The sequence below is a fragment of the Cecembia calidifontis genome, assembly GCF_004216715.1.
Taxonomy (GTDB): domain Bacteria; phylum Bacteroidota; class Bacteroidia; order Cytophagales; family Cyclobacteriaceae; genus Cecembia_A; species Cecembia_A calidifontis.
Window position 1 is genome coordinate 1,988,502 of record NZ_SGXG01000001.1, and the last position, 20,066, is coordinate 2,008,567.

13 protein-coding genes are annotated in these 20,066 nt (G+C 40.3%); 9 read left to right on the top strand and 4 right to left on the bottom strand.

Annotated features, from left to right (window positions below; all coding sequences use genetic code 11):
- Window positions 1–468 precede the first annotated feature (468 nt).
- The 3 genes from BC751_RS08745 (at window position 469) to BC751_RS08755 (ending at window position 9,196) form a co-directional block, all read left to right on the top strand.
- On the top strand, window positions 469–3,723 hold the full coding sequence (locus BC751_RS08745; protein ID WP_130275214.1) for a SusC/RagA family TonB-linked outer membrane protein: 3,255 nt from the start codon (window positions 469–471) through the stop codon (window positions 3,721–3,723).
- A 60-nt stretch (window positions 3,724–3,783) separates the two neighbouring features.
- Window positions 3,784–5,520, top strand: coding sequence for a RagB/SusD family nutrient uptake outer membrane protein (locus BC751_RS08750; RefSeq protein WP_130275215.1), 1,737 nt, complete (start codon window positions 3,784–3,786; stop codon window positions 5,518–5,520).
- Between the two features lie 157 nt (window positions 5,521–5,677).
- Window positions 5,678–9,196, top strand: coding sequence for a CRTAC1 family protein (locus tag BC751_RS08755; RefSeq protein ID WP_130275216.1), 3,519 nt, complete (start codon window positions 5,678–5,680; stop codon window positions 9,194–9,196).
- A gap of 79 nt (window positions 9,197–9,275) precedes the next feature.
- On the opposite strand, the gene BC751_RS08760 is transcribed toward BC751_RS08755, so the two are convergent.
- Complete coding sequence (locus BC751_RS08760) at window positions 9,276–10,037, bottom strand: creatininase family protein (protein WP_130275217.1); 762 nt, start codon at window positions 10,035–10,037, stop codon at window positions 9,276–9,278.
- Between the two features lie 132 nt (window positions 10,038–10,169).
- On the opposite strand from BC751_RS08760, the gene BC751_RS08765 reads away from it, so the two are divergent.
- The 4 genes from BC751_RS08765 (at window position 10,170) to BC751_RS08780 (ending at window position 14,154) form a co-directional block, all read left to right on the top strand.
- The gene (locus tag BC751_RS08765) at window positions 10,170–11,156 is read left to right on the top strand and encodes an isoaspartyl peptidase/L-asparaginase family protein (RefSeq protein ID WP_130275218.1); all 987 of its coding nucleotides are present in this window, start codon (window positions 10,170–10,172) and stop codon (window positions 11,154–11,156) included.
- 6 nt (window positions 11,157–11,162) lie between these two features.
- Window positions 11,163–11,897 (top strand): copper homeostasis protein CutC, encoded by a 735-nt coding sequence (locus BC751_RS08770; protein WP_130275219.1) that lies wholly within the window; start codon window positions 11,163–11,165, stop codon window positions 11,895–11,897.
- Window positions 11,898–12,072: 175 nt separating this feature from the next.
- Window positions 12,073–13,536 carry an FG-GAP repeat domain-containing protein gene (locus BC751_RS08775; RefSeq protein ID WP_130275220.1) on the top strand — a complete coding sequence of 488 codons (1,464 nt, stop codon included), beginning with the start codon at window positions 12,073–12,075 and terminating at the stop codon, window positions 13,534–13,536.
- Between the two features lie 159 nt (window positions 13,537–13,695).
- Complete coding sequence (locus BC751_RS08780; protein WP_130275221.1) at window positions 13,696–14,154, top strand: CBS domain-containing protein; 459 nt, start codon at window positions 13,696–13,698, stop codon at window positions 14,152–14,154.
- A gap of 157 nt (window positions 14,155–14,311) precedes the next feature.
- Here the strand turns inward: BC751_RS08780 and BC751_RS08785 are convergent, their stop codons facing one another.
- Window positions 14,312–15,043 (bottom strand): hypothetical protein, encoded by a 732-nt coding sequence (locus BC751_RS08785; RefSeq protein WP_130275222.1) that lies wholly within the window; start codon window positions 15,041–15,043, stop codon window positions 14,312–14,314.
- Between the two features lie 449 nt (window positions 15,044–15,492).
- Here BC751_RS08785 and BC751_RS08790 point away from each other — a divergent pair, with 449 nt between their 5' ends.
- Both BC751_RS08790 and BC751_RS08795 read left to right on the top strand, forming a co-directional pair.
- On the top strand, window positions 15,493–16,674 hold the full coding sequence (locus BC751_RS08790; RefSeq protein ID WP_130275223.1) for an IS4 family transposase: 1,182 nt from the start codon (window positions 15,493–15,495) through the stop codon (window positions 16,672–16,674).
- 1,069 nt (window positions 16,675–17,743) lie between these two features.
- Window positions 17,744–18,664, top strand: a complete 921-nt coding sequence (locus BC751_RS08795; RefSeq protein WP_130274191.1) for an IS1595 family transposase — start codon at window positions 17,744–17,746, stop codon at window positions 18,662–18,664.
- A gap of 228 nt (window positions 18,665–18,892) precedes the next feature.
- On the opposite strand, the gene BC751_RS08800 is transcribed toward BC751_RS08795, so the two are convergent.
- Entirely contained in the window at window positions 18,893–19,669 is a 777-nt protein-coding gene (locus BC751_RS08800) for a YdcF family protein (RefSeq protein ID WP_130275224.1), read from the bottom strand.
- 66 nt (window positions 19,670–19,735) lie between these two features.
- On the bottom strand, window positions 19,736–19,993 hold the full coding sequence (locus tag BC751_RS08805; protein WP_130275225.1) for a hypothetical protein: 258 nt from the start codon (window positions 19,991–19,993) through the stop codon (window positions 19,736–19,738).
- Window positions 19,994–20,066: the final 73 nt, after the last annotated feature.

The window sequence follows — 20,066 nt, forward strand, 5'->3', positions numbered from 1 at the left end:
TTTTTTAAGTTCATTCCACTTTATTAAAAAAATCGAATAATCATTTTGCAAAAAAAATTTTTGTATTATTGTTTATTCTCTTAAATTAGATGCTGAGTAGTATAAAAGCCCAATATTACACTATAATAGTCAAGATTGACAAAATAACCTTGTATTGCATTGGACACTTAAATAGTTTAGAAACTTGACAATAAACCAAAATCTCGATGCCTATGACCATATTTCTTCTTTTTTATCCAGAGTAACAAAATCGTTTTAGCATTAATAAAACACTGGCATTTCAGCGATTTTAAGTTGAAATTGTAGACGACAGCTTCAGCTGTTAGGTATAGTCAGCAATAGGAAATCAGAAACAAACTGAGCAAGCTATTGCAATTATTTTGCAAGTGTTTGCAAACGATTGCGTGATTATCTTTAAATTAATTGCTTTCAAACCTTATCAATTAATAATTATTACCCAATCAATCTATGTTTATGGAAAAACTTTACAAAAGTCTAAGTGTGCTTGTGCTACTCTTAGTGCTTTCGAGCGCCACGGCGATGGCGCAAAGAACGGTGACGGGTACCATCCTGGATGAGTTCGGGGATGGCTTGCCTGGTGTTACCGTTTTGGTGAAAGGTACCACAACAGGAACTGCTACTGACATTGATGGAAAATTCTCCCTCAATGTTCCAGGTGACAATGCCGTGTTGGTATTCTCATTTATCGGTTATCAAACTGTAGAACAGGTAGTTGGTAACCGTTCAGTAATCAACCTGTCCATGCAGCCTGACGAAAGACAATTGTCAGAATTGGTTATCACCGGTTATACCATTGATAGCCGTCGTGAGACTACAGGTTCAATTTCAACGGTTAATCCGAGGGATTTGACCATTATCCCAACCGGTAACGTTGAACAAACCCTACAAGGTAGGATTGCAGGTGTTACTGTTGTAACCAACGGTCAGCCAGGTACCACTTCCCAGATCAGGGTACGTGGTTTTGGTGCATTCGGTGGTAACCAGCCTCTTTATATTGTAGACGGTGTGCCTGTTGAGAATACCGACTTCCTTAACCCGGATGACATCGAATCTACCACGGTATTGAAAGATGCTGCAGCGGCTTCCATTTATGGTGCCAGAGCGGCTAACGGTGTGATCGTTTACACTACCAAAAGAGGTAACAAAAGGGCTCAAAAATTGAGATTCGATTATCATGGTATGATGGGTTTCACTGACCCAGGAAGAGGATTGGATATGACCAACCCTCAGGAGTATGCAGATCTGACTTGGTTGGCTGAGATCAATCAGGCAAGAATTGATGGTCGTGCTCCGAACTTTGGTCACCCGCAGTTAGGTAACGGTCCAAGACCTGTATTACCTTATTATATCAACGTTGGTGGTGCTGCAGGTGTGCCAGGACCTTTGACCCCTGCTCAGTTAGAAGAGCAAAGAGCTTTATATAACATTGATCCAAGAAGAGGTCCAGTTCATCAGTTGGTGAGGGCAGCTACAGGAGAGGGTACAGACTGGTATGACGCCATCACTAGAAGGGCTCCTATTCAAAGACATTCTATGGGGTTCTATGGTGGCAGCGGTACCAGTAGATTCTTTCTGGGATTGGGTATTCAAGATCAGGCAGGTATTTTGTTGAATAATGACTTCAGAAGGATCACTTTAAGAGCTAACTCTGAACATGATTTGGGAAGCAAAGTTCGCGTTGGTCAAAACTTCCAAGCTACCTACCGTCAGGTATTAGGACAGACAGGTGGAAACGGAGGTGTAGGTGTTTCAGCTGATGAAAACGACATTTTGCAAGCCTTCCGTATGCCGTCTATGATTCCTGTTAGAGATGAATTTGGTGGTTGGGCAGGTACTGCAGCAAGGGGTTTTAACAACCCAAGGAACCCAGTAGCCAACCGTGACGGTTTGAAAAATAACAGAAACTTCAATGCCAATGCATTTGGTAACGTATATGTAGAAGTAGATCCAATTGAAAATCTGACTTTAAGATCTTCTATAGGTGGCCAGTATGACAACTTCTATGGCGTTGGATTCACAAGATTGCAATACGAAAACTCCGAAAACAACTCTGCTTTCGGTTACAATGAATTCTCCGGCTATGTGTACAGATGGACATTTACCAATACTGCTCAGTACAAGAAAACTTTTGGCAGACATGCAATTGATGTATTAGCCGGTCAGGAAGCCTTGAATACCGGTAGAGGTAGAAATATGAACACTACGGGGCAAAACCCTTTTTCTGAGGACCCTAACTTCGTGACCATATCTAACTTGCCATTTGCAACAAGGATTGCAAACTCAAGCCAGTTCTTGGGCGTTAATTTCCTTTCTTTCTTTGGAAGGGTGAATTACTCCTATAATGACAGGTATTTGTTCAGTGCAGTAATCCGTCGTGATGGTTCTTCCAGATTTGGTCCTAATACGAGATGGGGGACTTTCCCAGCATTCTCTGCTGCATGGAGGCTTTCCTCTGAAGAATTCATGTCTTCTGCTACATGGTTGGATGATTTGAAAATCAGAGGTGGTTGGGGACAAATGGGTAATTCCAACAACGTGGATCCAAATAACCAGTTCTCTTTGTTCGGTGGTGATTTGGCTGCTTCTTCTTACGATATCGCTGGCACCAACAGCTCAGCCATTATTGGTTTCAGAAGAACCCGTATTGGTAACCCTAATGCAAGATGGGAAACAGCTGTAACCAAAAACATTGGTTTTGATGGAACTGCCTTTGGTGGTAAATTGGACTTCATCATTGATTTGTGGCAAAAAGATACCAAGGATTTGTTGTTCCAAGTCCCAATCCCATCAGTTGCAGGCTTTAATGCCGCCGCTCCTTCTGTCAACATCGGTGAAATGATGAACAGAGGTATTGATATCATGATTGGTACACGTGGTAATTTCTCCTCTGATTGGACTTATGAATTGCAGGTGAATGGTGGTTTCTTGAAAAATGAGATTGTTTACTTGGCTCCTGGCCTTGACTTCATCACCAATTTTAACCCTGGATTCAGAGGTATTTTCCCGATCAGAAACCAAGTTGGTCAGCCGATTTCTTCATTTTTTGGTTTTATTGTTGACGGTTTGTTCCAATCTGCTGAAGATGTTGCAAATCATGCAGTTCAGGATGGGGCTGCACCTGGTAGGTTTAAGTATAGAGATGTTAATGGTGACGGAGTGATCAATGCAGATGATAGAGCATTCCTGGGTTCTCCGGTCCCTAAATTCTCTGGAGGTTTGAACTTTACGGTTGCTTACAAAAACTTTGATTTGGCTGCTTACTTCTACGGTACTTATGGTAACAAGATTTGGGCACAGTGGAGATGGTTTACCGACTTCTTCCCAACTTTCGAAGGTGCTGCTATTTCAAGACGTCTGTTAAATGCATGGACACCAGAGAATCCTAACGCTACTGTACCGGTAGTTGACAAAACAGCTAATTTCAGTACCTCCGGTGTGGCAAACAGCTATTATGTAGTGGACGGTTCATATTTGAGATTACAGAACTTGACATTGGGTTATACCATGCCCAATACTTTGTTGCAAAGGTGGAAATTGGAAAGATTGAGAGTGTTTGGTTCTGTAAACAACTTGTTTACCATTACAGGATATGATGGATTGGATCCAATGGTAGGCGGTAACGTTGACTTGGCCTTCGGTATAGATGTGGGTAACTATCCTGTTACAAGAGGTTACACATTTGGTTTGAATTTGAGTTTCTAAGCCAAACAATCTATCAAACAGTTTGTTATAAGCGAAAATTTCATAAAGTTTAATTGAAATATGAAAAGATTTAAAATTCAAATTGCGGCGATATTGGCAGCGGGTTCTATGCTGTTTGCCACAAGCTGTGAGGACTTCTTGGAAGTCCCAGCAGTAGGCCAGCTTTCAGAAGCCCAGTTGACCTCTTTGGAAGGTCTCAATGCGGCTTTGATAGCTGCATATTCTCAGGTAAATGGTAGGTTCCAAAGAATGGCTTCTCCTTCCAACTGGGTGTGGGGAAGCATCAGAGGTGGAGATGCTAATAAGGGTACTGATCCTGGTGATTTCGTTTCTATTAACCCAATTCAAAGATATGAAGCTTTTTCAACCATTGATATTTTGGAGGAAAACTGGAACGGTAATTACGAAGGTATTGCAAGGAATAATACTGTTTTGAGGCTTTTAGACAAAAAAGACCCTAGCGTTACAGATGCTCAAGCAAGAGGCATTGAGGCACAGGCAAGGTTCTTGAGGGCCCATCATTATTTCCAATTGTATAGAAATTTCAATAAAGTGCCCATCGTTCCCCATACAGTAGATTATGGCTCTCCAGAATTCAGTAATCTGAGCAATGATCAGGAAATGCTACCGTTTATTGAAGCAGAATTCAGATTTGCAGCAGAAAACCTTCCACCGACACAACCTCAGGTGGGTCGGGTGAACTCATGGGCGGCTAAAGCATATTTGGGTAAAGTATTGTTGTATGCAAAAAAATATGCTGAAGCTAAACAAGTATTCGATGACGTGATTGCCAATGGCAGAACCAGTAATAACCTGCCTTATGGCTTGGTGCCTTACTATGATGATATGTTCAGAGGAGCCAATGACAACCATCAGGAGTCTGTTTGGGCATATCAGTCGGCGGCAAATACAGGATCTGTTAATAATGCAAACCCCGAGTTTGACCTAAATTTTCCTTATAATACCGGTCCGAATGGTCCCGGTAACTGTTGTGGGTTCTTCCAGCCAAGCTTCACCTTTGTGAACTCTTTTAGAACCAACGCTCAAGGTCTTCCTTTGTTGGATGGTTCTTACAATCAACCTGCAAATAGGGTTGTTAATGACATGGGCATCACCTCTGCTCAACCATTTACACCGGATGCCGGTCCCCTTGACCCAAGATTAGACCATACTGTTGGTAGAAGAGGTATCCCTTATTTGGATTGGCAAGACCATCCTGGAGAAGCTTGGATCCGTAACCAGCCTAATGGTGGCCCATACTCTCCAAAGAAATATGTGTACCAAAGAGCTGAACAAGGTACCTTCCAAGATAACTCCTCTTGGACTCCAGGATATACCGGTATCAACTTTATGATCATCCGCTTTGCTGACGTGCTTTTGATGGCTGCGGAAGCTGAAGTTGAATTGGGTAATTTGGAGGCTGCTAGAGCTTTGGTAAACAGAGTAAGGACAAGAGCTAAAAACTCTGAATTGTTAAGGTCCAATGGCCAACCTGCGGCAAATTATGTGATTGATACATACAATACACCATGGACGGATGTTAACCTTGCCAGAGAAGCAGTAAGATTTGAGAGAAAATTGGAATTGGGAATGGAAGGTCACAGATTCTATGACCTGGCAAGGTGGGGTACCCTTAAGGCTGAAATTGATTTTTATTTAGCATTGGATGGTACATTGTTACAGGCTGCTTTAGGTGGGGCTTCATTTACCGTAAACAGAGATGAATGGTTGCCTATCCCTCAAAACCAAATTGACTTGATGGGGTCGGATAAATTGAGACAAAACCCTGGTTTCTAATACCTGTTAAATCTGAAATAAATGCAAAGGGATGGCTGAAGTCATCCCTTTGTTTTTAAGGGAAAGGCTGGAAAATTAAAGCGGAAATCCATTTTTCGTAAGGATTTATTCCATTAACTTGATGCCATTATTACCCATCACAAAAGTAGTTTGGATCATGAGAGTAAATTATTTATGGATCGCGGCTTGGATAGTACTTCTTGCTGCTTGTTCCAAAAAAACAGATCATTTATTTAACCTAAAACCGGCCAGTGAAACAGGTATTGATTTTAACAACCTTATCGTTGAGTCCGATACTTTTAATATTCTTACTGATGAATACATTTTCAATGGGGGAGGGGTGGCTGTTGGAGACTTTAACAATGATGGTTTGCCTGACCTTTATTTTACAGGTAATCAGGTAGCCAATAAGTTGTATTTGAATAAAGGTAATTTCAAGTTTGAGGATATTACAACCTCTTCCCAAACTGCTGCAGCCGACCGGTGGAGTACGGGGGTAACAGTTGTCGACATCAATGCTGATGGCTGGCTGGATATTTATGTATGTGCAGCGATGTTTCCCGATAAAGAAAGGCGTGCCAATATGCTGTTTGTAAATCAGGGACTTGATAAAGAAGGGAAGCCCTATTTCAAGGAATTGGCCAAAGAATATGGTATAGCTGAAAATGGGAATAGCATGTGGGCTACATTCTTTGATTATAACAATGATGGGCTTTTGGATTTGTATGTCCTCAATAATGAACAAGTTAAAGGTGTTCCTTCTAATTTCAGGGAGAAAATCACTGATGGTTCAGCCATCAACAATGATAGGCTTTACAAAAACAATGGGGATGGCACTTTCTCTGATGTAACCTTGGAAGCTGGAATTACCATTGAAGGATTTGGTTTGGGGTTGGCTGTTGCTGATATCAATCAGGATGGGTGGCCTGATCTTTACATTTCCAATGATTATATGCCCAATGACATCCTTTACATCAACAATCAGGATGGTACCTTTTCCAATAAAACCAGGGAGTATATCCGTCACCAAAGCATGTTCTCCATGGGATCTGATATTGCTGATTACAACAATGACGGATATCTCGATATCATCACTTTGGACATGTTGGGAGAAACCAACTACAGAAAGAAAACAACAATTGCCAAAAACTCCTATCAAACCTATATCAATAATGAAGAGTGGGGATATGAGTACCAACATGTCCGTAACATGCTGCATGTAGGAAATGGTCCTGGGATTCCTTTTAGTGAAATTGGGTTTTTGGCCGGGGTGTATCAAACGGATTGGTCCTGGTCTCCTTTGTTTGTCGATATGGATAATGACGGCAAAAGGGATCTTTTGATTACAAATGGTTTTCCCAGAGACATTACAGATAAGGATTTTGCCAATTATAGGGCAGATGTAGGGAATGTGGCTTCTGCCCGGCAATTGTTGGATTCCATTCCCATTGTCAAAATCCCTAATTACTCATTTAAGAACAATGGTGATTGGACTTTCGAAAATGTAGGAGATACTTGGGGTTTGAATAAGCCCTCTTTTTCAAATGGAGCAGTATTTGTCGACTTAGATGGGGATGGGGATCTGGATTATGTGGTCAATAATATCAATGATCCGGCTTTTGTGTTTGAGAATAGGCTTAATCAAAAGAAGAAGGATGTCCCGAATTACCTTCGTGTCAAATTAAAAGGATCAGCACATAACCCATATGGAATAGGGGCCAAAATCGCCCTGAAAACCAAAGATGGGCAACTGATCTACCACGAACAACATCTTTCCAGGGGCTACATGTCTGCTGTGGAAGATATAGTCCATTTTGGGTTGGGAAGTTCTGAAGCTATTGCTTCCGTTGAAATTTATTGGCAGGAAGGAAAATATCAGAAGTTAGAAAATCTTACAGCCAATCAGGTCTTGATACTAGAATTAAATAATGCTTCCCCAAAGGCTTTAACCGAATTGGCTTTTCCTTTTACCCCCAAAAAGGTGGATCATTTTGTAAATGAAATTGCCGATCAATTGGGAATTGATTATCTGCACAAGGAAGCGGATAAAATTGATTACAATGTCCAAAGGACCCTGCCTCATAAATTGACCCAGTTTGGCCCCAGCTTGGCAGTAGGGGATGTCAATGGAGATGGATTGGAGGATTTTATTGTTGGAAGCTCCGCAGGATTTGCTCCTCAATTGTTCATTCAGCAAGCTTCCGGAGCATTTGACCAACGGAATCTATTCTCAGATGCCACTGAAAATAAATATGAGGAAATGGGAATGGTACTCTTTGACTTGGACAACGACGGGGACTTGGATCTGTATATGGTATCAGGCAGTTCTGAATTCCTTCCCGATTCGGAAGAATATTTGGATAGGGTTTATCTGAATGATGGGAAAGGTAATTTTTCCAGATCGCAGGATGCCTTTGAGGCAGTAATAGCCAGTGGTTCTGTTGTGAAAGCAGCCGACTTTGATGGGGACGGTTGGATGGACCTATTTGTTGGAGGCAGAGCTCCGATAGCCCAATACCCTTTTCCGGAGCAATCCTTCCTGTTTAGAAATAATCAGGGGAAGCTAGAAGATGTGACAGAGCTCTGGGCTCCCGGATTGAGGAAGATAGGCATGATTACGGATGCACTTTGGTCCGATGTAAATGATGACGGATTGGTGGATTTGGTCTTGGTGGGAGAATTGATGCCTATCACCATCTTCAATAATACGGGGTCCAAATTGGAAAAATTACCGGATACAGGATTGGAAAAATATTTGGGTTGGTGGAACAGCATAGTGGCGGGTGATTTCAATGGGGATGGCAAGATGGATTATGTGGTAGGAAATTTGGGGGCCAATAATTATTACCATCCATCCGCGGAAAGGCCCGTAACAGTATATGGAAAAGATTTTGACAACAACCGCAGTATTGACCCGGTAATTTTTACATACTTCAAAGACAATTCTGGAAATTACACTTCAGTTCCCGCCCACTATTGGGATGATTTGTATGGTCAAAGTCCACTTTTCAGAAGGAAATTTACAGGTTACAAAAATTATGCACGCATTACCGAAGAGACTTTTTTTACAAAGGAAGAACTTGAGGGAGCCATGGTCTTAAAGGGCAATTATGACAGAAGCAGTTGGGTTGAAAATTTAGGCAATGGTAAATTCAGGGTACATGAATTGCCATTGATGGCCCAATTTGCACCGGTGAATGGAATGATAGTGGACGATATCAATGGAGATGGTAATATGGATGTGTTGATGGTTGGGAATGATTACGGAAATGAGGTCTTTTCTGGAAGATATGATGCATTTACCGGATTGGTGTTATTGGGCGATGGAAAAGGAAGTTTTACCCCAATCCGATCCTATGATAGTGGTTTCTTGGTTCCGGGAGATGCAAAGTCTATGGCCATGGTGCATGATGGAAAGGGGCAGCCCCTATATCTTTCTACCCAGAACAGAGGGAAACTTAAAGTCCATCAAAGTATCAAATTGAATGGTGATTACCTCAGAATTCCTCCAACTGTTCACAGTGTTGTCATAGAATTTACGGACGGAAGAACACGAAAAGTGGAAGTCAAAAACAGGTCAGGGTTTCTTTCAAACTCCAGCAGCAGTATATTCCTGCCAAAGAATGTAAAGTCTGTAATTGGAATTGATTACAAAGGAAAGCGTGTTAGTTTTTAATTTCACTTGGAAAGTTGATCTTGTCCTGGTAAAAACAGGAAACACAAGGTCAACTTTCCAATTATCTTAGGTAGGGTGTTTACTTGTAAAGAGCATCTGCATCTGCCTGACAGATATCTACCATGAGTTGTCCCACCTTTTGGCAGACATCTTCAAAATATCTTTTTCCCTTAACAGCATTTGATTTATGGGGATTTCCTATACCGGTATCATCAGTCACTTGGGACCATTTTCTTTCTGCCCAGGCCCATTTTTCCCTCAATCCAGGGATTACAGATTTTTTTTCTTTTCCATCACCAGCTTGCTCTAAGGGCAATACCAATTCTGGGTGCAGGTACATGACCAAACTGGTTTCCATTTCATCTGCATGGTCGCCTTCTTCTTCAAAATATTTGCTCTTATCCAAAGCCTGGTACCAATTGCAGGTAAATAGTAGCATTTTTGGGAACAAGAGTCCCAATTCCCTCAGCATGGTCTTGAAATCATTGCCCCCATGACTGTTTAATATGAGAAACTTTTGGATACCTTGCCTGTTCAGGACGGTTAAAATATCTTTCAATATGGCAAATTGAGTGCTTGGGTTCATGTTGATGTCCAAGTAGATGTCATGTTGTCCTGTATTTACCCCAAAGGGAATGGTAGGAAGAATGATGACCTTACTGCCTTTTTCCCAAGCAAATTTTCCGGCCCCTGCTCCGATTGCATCTGCTTCATAAATGTCAGTCCCATAGGGCATATGGTAATTATGGGCCTCGGTGGCACCCCAAGGGAGTACGGCAAGCTCGAATCTTTCGGTTTTTAGGTTTTTCCAGTTGTTTTCTGCCAGAATATAGGGTCTCATCTTTAAATTTTGGTTTATATAGCTTGAATTTACACTGGATTGCTGACTTTTTTAAAAATATCATCTAAGAATCCTGCAAAATGCAATTTTTTTTCAATATTGTTTATTGTTTCAACATCAACTGATTCTCCCATGAGTAATAGAAGAACTTTCCTTAAAAAAACATTAGCTTCCACTTCTCTCTTGTTGCCCGCAGGTTTGATTCCTGCCTGCAGTCAGTCTCAGGATAATTCCAAAGGAGAAAAATTCAAACCCTTGATTCTCTCCACATGGGACCATGGCATGCCTGCTAATGACAAGGCATGGGAGGTCTTGATGGAGACTGGAGACTTGGTCTCAGCAGTGGAGGAAGGTGTGAAAGTGACCGAACTGGACATGGAAAACTTATCGGTTGGACTTCAGGGTTTGCCTGACAGAGAAGGTATTCCCACACTTGATGCCTCTATTATGAAAGGAGATGGATCCTGTGGTTCAGTAGCTTTTGTTAGGCAGGTCAGACATCCCATTTCTTTGGCAAGAAAGGTGATGGAAGAAACCCCACATGTCATGTTGGTAGGGGAAGGAGCCCGACAATTTGCCATTGCCCAAGGCTTTCCAATGGAAGAGGAGGTTCTAAGCCCCAAAGCGGAGGCTGCTTATCAGGAATGGAAAGTGGAGTCCAAATACAAACCTATCATCAATTTTGAGAACCACGATACCATAGGAATGATTGCTCTTGGTCCAGACGGGAGATTGGCGGGTTCATGTACCACATCCGGTCTGGCATTTAAAATGCATGGAAGGGTAGGGGATAGCCCTATAATTGGAGCAGGCCTGTATGTAGATGATGAGGTAGGTGCAGCAACAGCTACAGGTTTGGGTGAATCGATCATCCGGATTTGTGGGAGTTTCCTTATTGTGGAGTTGATGCGTCAGGGAAGATCGCCACAGGAAGCCTGCGAGGAGGCGGTCAGAAGATTGATTGCCAAAAATTCAAAAGACATCAAAGATATTCAGGCTGGATTCCTGGCCATCAATAAGGACGGAGAGTATGGTGCATATGCAGTTCAGAAGGGGTTTACCTATGCACGTCATCACAGCAAAGGGAAGGATCTATTATATGCCGGTTATAAAATGTAGAAGGTTATGATTTTAGAAGCGCCCGTTTTTACCATTGAAGCTGCCTTGAAGGCCGCATCCTATGGCGTACACCGTCTTGAACTTTGTTCTGATTTTGGAGAAGGGGGGGAGACCCCTTCGGTGGGAGCCCTATCATATCTAAAAGAGAAAATCAATATTCCCATTTTTGTGATGATCCGGCCCAGGGGAGGGGATTTTATCTATACTTCAGAAGAATTGGAAGTAATGAGAAGGGATATCAGGATCCTGAAATCATTTGGAGCAGATGGATTTGTATTTGGGGTTTTGAATCAGGATGGGCGTGTAGATCAGAAAGCCTGTAAGCTCTTGCTGGATGAAGCAGAGGGATTGCCTTGTACCTTTCACAGGGCATTTGATATTTGTAGGGATAAGGAAGAGGCCATCGAAACCCTTATTTCATTGGGCTTTAAAAGGATTCTAACTTCCGGTGGGGAAAATACAGCCGCATTGGGTTTGTCCAATATTCTCCAGTACATGATACAGGCTGCTGGGAGAATTATCATATTACCAGGCGGAGGATCGAAAGTAGAGCATATTGGGCTTTTAAAAGCCTCAGGGCAACTAAAAGAAATACATGCAAGCTGTAAAACTTACAGGCCATCAACTTCCCTCTACAGACATCCCAAGGTCAGTCTTTCGAATGATCAAGCTACTTTTCATCAGGTTTTGACGATTGATGAGGCGATAGTCAGGGAGTTTTTGAATGAGATGCAGGGATAGTTTAAACCCTCATTTTTCCTTTTATCAAATTGTAAAAAATACATAGTGACTTTTCGAAAAAAAATTCAAACTTAGTTGAAATTTAGCTTTCAACATGCGATTTTCTTTTTTCAACCTTTTGGGGGTAGGCGTATTATTTCTAGTTGTTGCTTGTCAGTCATCTTCAAAGAATGATATGGATGATTTTGAAAAGATCAGGAGCATCAGCAACCATTCTGTTGAGTTATCGGGCAAATCCCTGTCGGATGCTTATTGTTCAGCTTGCCATCTCAAACCTGATCCTTCACTTTTGGATAAAGCTACTTGGGAAAAATCCGTATTACCTGACATGAGAAGGCGTTTGGGCTTGATCATAGCTGATGATTTTGGGGTAGCTATAGGGGAAGATAACGGCGCCCCTTTAGGAATATATGCTTCAGAGACATTGATCCGAAAATCAGAATGGGACTTGATACAGGCTTATTACCTTGAAAATGCACCTGAAAGTCTTCCGCAGATTGTCAGGTCATCCGAAAAAATACAAGCGTTGGATGGATTTGAGTTAATTACACCTCATTTTGCTAACAAAAGACCAAGCTTAACCACCATAGCAGTTTATCATGAAGAGGAGTCCTTGATTTATTTGGGAGATAGATTGAATCAGATGTTCAGAATTGATCCTGCAGACCTTTCAATCATAGATTCCATCACCATGGTTTCACCGGTTTCAGATATCAGGTTCAGGGAAGATGGAGGATTGGACTTGCTTCATATCGGCTACATGGATCCATCCAATTGGGCCATTGGTAAATTACAGTTTTTACAGGAAAACAAGGAATTTTCTTCGGTTCTATTAGATAGCTTGAGACGCCCTGTACATTTTTCTTTTGCAGACCTCAATGGGGATGGAAAGGAAGATGTCGTTATTTCCAATTTTGGGCATCATATTGGGAATTTGATGTGGTTTGAACAATCCTCATCAGGGTTTGAACCGCATCTTTTAAACAATAGGCCAGGTGCCAGAAAGACGGTCATTGATGATGTGAACGGGGACGGATTGCCCGATGTGATAGCTTTGATGACCCAGGCCAAAGAGGGTGTTTTTGTTTATCTTAATTTGGGCAATGGAGAGTTCAAAGAGGAAAATTGGCTGCTTTTTGATCCGGTTTTCGGTTCTTCAGATTTTGATTGGGTGGATATTGACGGGGATGGCTATAAGGAAATTGTTTTGGTCAATGGAGATAATGCGGATTTTTCGCCAATTCTAAAACCCTATCATGGTTTGAGAATTTTTAAAAATAATGGTTTGAACCAATTTGATGAGGTATTTTTCTATCCCATGCACGGGGCGAGTGCTTTGGTAGTCGGGGAATTCACAGCGGATGGGAAAACTGATATTGCTGTTATTTCACATTTTCCCTCCAAAAATAAAGATGGATTGGATAATTTCCTGTTTTTTGAACAAAAGAACGCTTTTGAATTTGAGGTAAAAACCAAGCCTGAATTAGGACAATGGTCTTTGCTTACCATCAGTAAGGGAGATGTATCAGGAAATGGGAAAGAGGATATCATTTTGGGTAGTTTTGATTTTAAAACCATACACGCATTTCCTGCGGTAAATTGGATGCCCTTCATAATTTTATTGAACCAAGTAATGTAGCCATATTAAGTTTTGTTTTTTTAATGATTCCAGTTTAATTGATTTGCATGTTTATTATTCAATAGTTTTTTGTCTTGATTTAGTTTTTAAATATGTTATAAACTTTTGAATTGAAATATTTTTTGCTTAAATTATTAGGGCAATTAAACCCAGAAAATTATGGTAAAAAGTTTTCAAGGCGTGAGGGTGGTAGAGCCCAAAAAAGCAAGTCCTCCTATTTTAGTGAAGGATTATATGAGTACCAATTTGGTTACGTTCCAACCGGAGGACAGTATTGATTATGTCTTGGAAATGTTGACCAAGAGAAAAATTTCCGGTGCCCCGGTTGTCAATAGTCATGGCCATTTGGTGGGCATTATTTCAGAAGTGGACTGTTTAAAGGAAATTATCAAAGGAAAATATTCCAATACACCTAAATTCCCCGGGACGGTTGCTGACCATATGACTGCAGATGTCATTACCCTTTCTCCTGATTTGAGTCTCTTTGATGCCGCGCAGAGATTTCTGGAACTGAAAATAAGGAGATTTCCTGTTTTAAAAGACGGAAAATTGATCGGTCAGATTTCTTTGTCTGATATCATAAGGGCGTTTCCCAAACTAAAATCTACGACCTGGTAATATTCAGTCCAATAATAAAATAGAGGCTGTCTCATATATAAAGTCAGCCTCCATTTTGTTTGGGTAAGTATCCGAATCAACTTGCATTCAGCCCAATCTCAGGGCTTTAATTTGAATCATTTTAAAGCCTCTTGAAATTTGTTGAATGTTACTTCAATTATCTTTTTAATTCGATTTCTATCTCAGCAGATTGTTTGATATTATTGGTCACTTTGGTATAAATATTTCTGTTGCTATCTCTATTGATTAGCAGTTTTCCTCCTGTTAAGGTTGCGTTTTCAAATTCGGAATCTGAAACTCCCCTGAACCAGTTCATCGCGTTGATTTCAAAGAGTGCCAGTGGGTTATTTCTTGCATCGATAGTAAAGTAGCTGCCATCTTTTGCTTCAATTTCTACTTCAAAATCAATATCATCTCCAAAAAACTCGAAAACCACTGGTATAGCTGCCCCGCTTTGGGAAGCATAGGTTCCTTCGATGTAAATGGAAGGTTCGTTTCTATGATCAATCAGGTCCAGTTCCAGTTCAATTTCTTTATACTCACCTGCTTCGATATTGATGAAGAAATCCACAGATTCATCAAAGTCGTTAAAGGTGACTTTTTTGATGTCTCTGAATTTTATCTCAATTTCTTTCTCGAAGGTGCCCAAATCATTTTTGCCTTCGACTTCAAGTTCGAGTTCTTTGATCTGAATGAAACCGTTTTCAATTGTCAGGTTACTGTTTTCAGTTCTTGCATTTGCAGCACTTGCGGTACCGTTATTCAGAACAAAGGCAAAACCTAATTTTCCTTCACCGCTGCCTGGGATTTCATCTTCATTGCTGCAGGAAACAAAAGCAAATGTGGCGGCCAATGCCATTGCTGTTAAAATGTTTTTTGAAATTTTCATAGTAGTTTGTATGGTTTAGATGAATAAACCCCTTGGTTGATTTATCCAGATGATTTTATTGGATATTTTAGCAAAATTTGAGCCAAAAAATTTGAGATTTACATTTCGTTCATTCGATCTTTATTGGGGAAAGTGCTTTATCGGAAAAATCACATGTTTTCTTGATCCATCGCAAAAAGTCGGCGAATGGTCGGAGTATACACGGGACAGGGTCGGGAGGTCTACGGATAAGAATAGGGTATTTTGGTACCTATTATACATTTAATTGCTTTTTCTTAAACTATGGAGTTTAACAAAAGCCTATTTCACTACCGTAATTTTGATCTTATGGATCTCAAAGGGTCCTTTTTTTGTCCTGATATCAATACCGTCCTAAATAAAATATGAGAGGTCTGGTTTTTTGCCCAAAATAGCTATTTTGGGTTTGCACCAAAAAACATAAACCTCCCATGAGTAATATTACATTGTTTTCTCAGATTATTAAAAAAATCGAGCGTTCAATTTTCAAGAAACTGGTTGAAGAGAAGCAAACGGACAAGGGCTGCAAAGGCTTTGACAGCTGGACGCATTTGGTTTCCATGCTTTTTTGCCATTTTGCCAAAAGTACTTCTGTAAGGGATATTTCAAACGGCCTGCGTTCGGCCACGGGGAACCTCAACCATCTGGGGATTGCCAAGGCACCATCCAAGTCCAGTATCAGTTATCAGAACAAGCGCAGGGACTCTGACCTGTTCAAGGAGCTGTATTACGAGCTTCTGAAGCATTTAGGACAGCAGGCGTCCCTGAGCAGGGTAAAACTACGGATCAAGGCTCCCGTCTATCTGCTCGACTCCACGGTGGTAAGTCTTTGCCTTTCGATGTTTGACTGGGCAACCTTCAGGACCAAAAAGGGTGCTGTAAAGATGCATACGCTTCTGGACTATGACGGGAAACTCCCTGTTTATGTGAATATTACAGAAGGAAGTATGGCAGACAATAAAGGCGCTTATGATATTCCTTTGGAGAAAGGATCCGTTATAGTGGCGGACCGCTATTACAATGACTTTCCGATGCTCAACATTTGGGACAGCAAGGGGGTCTTTTTCGTCATAAGGCACAAGGATAACCTTAAGTTCAGCACAATCAATGAACGTCGACTCCCTGAAAATACTGCACAGGAAGTACTGATAGACGAAGAAATTGAACTGGTAAACCCGCAGTCAAAAGTGAAGTACCCCGGAAAACTCAGAAGAGTGGCTGTATGGGACGAAAAAAACCGACAGACCGTCGAACTGATTACCAATAACTTCAAATGGTCAGCAAAGACAATCGGTGATCTTTACCGGTGCCGATGGGAGATTGAGATCTTCTTCAGGGACATCAAGCAGTTACTCCATATCAAAACCTTTATCGGAACATCGAAAAATGCCGTGATGATCCAGATATGGACCGCGCTGATCACCATTCTGCTCCTAAAAGTGATGAAGGCAACCGCTAAATTCGGATGGCATCTGTCCAATCTGGTTGCATTTATCAGACTGAACATATTCGTTAAAATAGAGCTGCAAAAGTGGCTGGACAAACCCTTTGAAGACCATGAAAAACCTCCTCAAAAAAGCCAACAGGGGGTTCTATTTCCGGATTACAGATAAAATCACAATAGAAATTGCAGAAACACAGCTAAACATCTGTCTTGTAAATTATTTAGGACAGCATTGTCCTGATATAAAAAAAATATCTTGTACAATTTACCTCAAACTCATTTCGGTTCTCCTTTAGATAATTGATCATTAACCGCAACACTTTTTTCAAAACCTATGAAATAGGTATTGGCCATAATGAATTGGTTCAAATAAAAGACAGTACTTCTTTTTTTTCTTTTTGGCATCTTAGTTTTCATGATGTTAGGATAAAAGTTTTAATAGATGGTGTTAAAAATCAGCAAACTAATTCTTTGATCATTATTTTCACCGTTAAAAAATGATAACGAAGAACTTAAAAATTGTTAAACGATTCTATGGTTTTTTGAGGAACCGCAGAGCAAACCGAAATTATCAATGGTGGAAAATTACTGTTGTTCACGATTTATGTATAAATAACTGATGTTTTCCTATTTCCAGTGCTCCTTCTTTCATCACACAATCCTTCTAAATATTTCGCTTTAGATAAGGGAATGGGTTAAAATGTAGTTTATCCTATGGAGTTTAAATGACCAATAAAATAAAGGTCTGAGAATTTTCTATCAATAACTTCTCGCTACTAAAATTTCCGGTGAGTTCTTTCACGTTTTATTTGACCAAAGAAAGTAGAGTATGCCGAATAAATTTGCTTTTCATCATGTAGGAAAGCAAATTATGGACTGGTTTGAAATCCCTAATGGAAGATGAACAGCTTGAAGATAATATTGTTATTTCTGGGCCGATTCTTAATTCTAAATTTTCAAAAACAGGATTCAGTATTTCCGCTACTGTAGTTGAAGAGGAAGATAGACGAGATGTTTCTCGACATTATCAACTATTGAAAACCTAATTTTTATTAATCAAAACGACCCGTCCTGGTGCGCTGATCTGCGTGTAGCATGACGGTTACTGTTTTCAAATAATGAGATATGAATATCCGCCTACATACAAGTGGGCAAATTTTATACTTTGACAATAAGTGTCAATAACTTTCAGGGCTGAATTGTAAGTGTTTAATTGGCTGTAAATAAATAAGAAGGCCATGAATATTCTACAATTCAATGAAAGATATCCTGATGAGGCAAGTTGCATCCATTACTTGAAGGAACAAAGGGAAAGAGAAGGTGTCATTTGCAAGAATTGTAATTCCAAGGATCACTACTGGCTTAATTCTCTCAATATGTTCCAATGTAAACATTGTAAATTTAGGACAGGACTGAAAAATGGTACTATTATGGAAAACAGCAAGTTACCATTGAGGACTTGGTTGCTTGCAATGACTCTTGTAAGCGCAACCAAGAAGGGATTTAGCTGCCTTGAACTACAGAGGCAGATGGGTCATAGCAGATACGAGACTGTTTTCAGACTGTATCACAAGCTCCGGGAAGCAATGGGTAAACGTGACAGCCAATATAAACTAGAAGATATGGTTGAATATGATGAGGCTTTTGTAAGCAAGGCAACAAAATCTTCGGAAAAGACGAAGCTGAAGAAAGGCCGTGGAAGCCAAAAACAAGCTACTGTCGCTGTTATGGCTGAATCATCTATTCTTGAAGACCTAATTACTGGAGAAAAGGACAAAAGCTGCAGATATTTCAAGATGGTCAAAATAGATAACTTGAAGGCAAAAACAGCCGAAAAACTGATAAAAGGACTGATTGACAAAAAAGCCGTGCTCCAAACTGATGAAAGTACGACTTATGCTAACCTAGAAGATTGTATCGATGTTCACGTGAGCGAATTATCTTCCACAAAAGAGGGCAAGTTCAACCTCAAATGGGCACATATAGCAATAAGCAACCTTAAAAGGGATTTACAGAAGTACCATATGGTTTCAGAAAAGATGCTTCAAAACTATCTCAATGAATTCTGTTATAAACTAAACCGAAGATACTTTGGTAAAAAACTCTTTGATAGACTTGTTATTGCGAGCATTTGCCCCTACTTGTATACAAGCGGATAATCATAAAAAACATTTAGGGGTTAGTGGTTGTAAGGGGTGATGACACATGTTATTTTTAAAAAGATATGAACATTTACTTTTGTTCTGCAATCTGGCAACATTATCAATAACTAAAAAACACTACCTAAAAGGTTCAAAAAAAGTTTAACTTAAGGATATCGGTGAAGGGTATTGAGGTAGATCTTACTTAAATATGAATAGATTTACACCGCAAGAACAAGTTGGTACTTAGATATAACCCGCTACTTTGTACGTAAACAATCCTATCCATTCTTTGAAAAGTTTGTGCCAAAGTATCAAAGCATTGGGATTAGGATACAGTAATTCCGGGAGGCTCCATTGAATGTCTTCTCCATAATAATCCACAGGAAAGGTATCCGTAGGGATTTCTGCTTTATCAAAACAAGCTTTGGCCCTATGCATGTGGAAAGCAGAGGTAATTAGAAGAAATTTTTCATTGGAATTCGAATCATGTCCTGTTTCACTGAGGAGGTTTTTAGTGAAAATGGCATTTTGATAAGTGTTTTTAGCTTGATTTTCCACGATGATGTCCTCACCAAGAACTCCCGCCATGACCCAAAAATCACGGATCAATTCTGCTTCTGTATTGGGATTGGTTGGATTTAGGCCTTGCCCTCCTGTAATCAAAAGCTTTTTGATTTTGCCCATTTTATAAAGCTGAAGCGCATGGGTGGCCCGGTCAGCCCCCTTGTTGAATAATGTCCTGTCATAGACAGTTTTGCTCAGATTGGTCATCCCGGTGAGTACTATGCCCATCTCGTAATTAGGGAGATCGGAAATGGATTTCATTTCCGGTTCCCAGAAATTCATGGCGAGATTGGCAATAAATTGATTGCAAAAAAAGAGCAGTGTTAGTATTCCGGTGAGCATGATTTTCTTTCCTTGTATTCTATTCCTCCAAAAGTAACCGACGATAATCAAAACCAGTGCTATAGTCAGAGGCATGGCCAAAAAGCTCAGAAATTGAGAAAGGTAGAAAAACATAACGTGAATTTTTCGGCAATATAATCAATGGCCGGGAAAAGGAAGAAAAGGGAATTTTCGGAATTGCTAAATAAAAAATAGGGAAATGGAAAGCGCTACCAGTATGCAGAAAAGGAACAGCACGATTTTCCGCGATAATTCATGCTCTTTTTTTCTTTCGAATCTTTCTGTAATCATTTCATCATATGTTTTGGGTTCATTAAGCACTTCTCTTTCAGTAGAGGCAAGATAGGGGTTGTCTGCCATCCTGCTCCTTTTTGAAAGGATGCTCCTGTTGTCTTTCGACGATTGGGCCATATTAAAAGCTGATGTTCCGCCTGCCATGATTCTAAAATAAGGATAAAATCAGTTTTTTCAAAATAAAACACCTTATGCAATATTTTCCATTTATTTTGCA

Bases quoted from the DNA above. Each gene is read 5' to 3' on its own strand.
- BC751_RS08760 (WP_130275217.1), bottom strand. From the start codon at position 10,037: ATGAGACCCTATATTCTGGCAGAAAACAACTGGAAAAACCTAAAAACC.
- BC751_RS08770 (WP_130275219.1), top strand. From the start codon at position 11,163: ATGATTTTAGAAGCGCCCGTTTTTACCATTGAAGCTGCCTTGAAGGCC.
- BC751_RS08750 (WP_130275215.1), top strand. From the start codon at position 3,784: ATGAAAAGATTTAAAATTCAAATTGCGGCGATATTGGCAGCGGGTTCT.
- BC751_RS08785 (WP_130275222.1), bottom strand. From the start codon at position 15,043: ATGAAAATTTCAAAAAACATTTTAACAGCAATGGCATTGGCCGCCACA.
- BC751_RS08745 (WP_130275214.1), top strand. From the start codon at position 469: ATGTTTATGGAAAAACTTTACAAAAGTCTAAGTGTGCTTGTGCTACTC.
- BC751_RS08780 (WP_130275221.1), top strand. From the start codon at position 13,696: ATGGTAAAAAGTTTTCAAGGCGTGAGGGTGGTAGAGCCCAAAAAAGCA.
- BC751_RS08775 (WP_130275220.1), top strand. From the start codon at position 12,073: ATGGATGATTTTGAAAAGATCAGGAGCATCAGCAACCATTCTGTTGAG.
- BC751_RS08755 (WP_130275216.1), top strand. From the start codon at position 5,678: ATGAGAGTAAATTATTTATGGATCGCGGCTTGGATAGTACTTCTTGCT.
- BC751_RS08795 (WP_130274191.1), top strand. From the start codon at position 17,744: ATGAATATTCTACAATTCAATGAAAGATATCCTGATGAGGCAAGTTGC.
- BC751_RS08805 (WP_130275225.1), bottom strand. From the start codon at position 19,993: ATGGCAGGCGGAACATCAGCTTTTAATATGGCCCAATCGTCGAAAGAC.
- BC751_RS08765 (WP_130275218.1), top strand. From the start codon at position 10,170: ATGAGTAATAGAAGAACTTTCCTTAAAAAAACATTAGCTTCCACTTCT.
- BC751_RS08790 (WP_130275223.1), top strand. From the start codon at position 15,493: ATGAGTAATATTACATTGTTTTCTCAGATTATTAAAAAAATCGAGCGT.
- BC751_RS08800 (WP_130275224.1), bottom strand. From the start codon at position 19,669: ATGTTTTTCTACCTTTCTCAATTTCTGAGCTTTTTGGCCATGCCTCTG.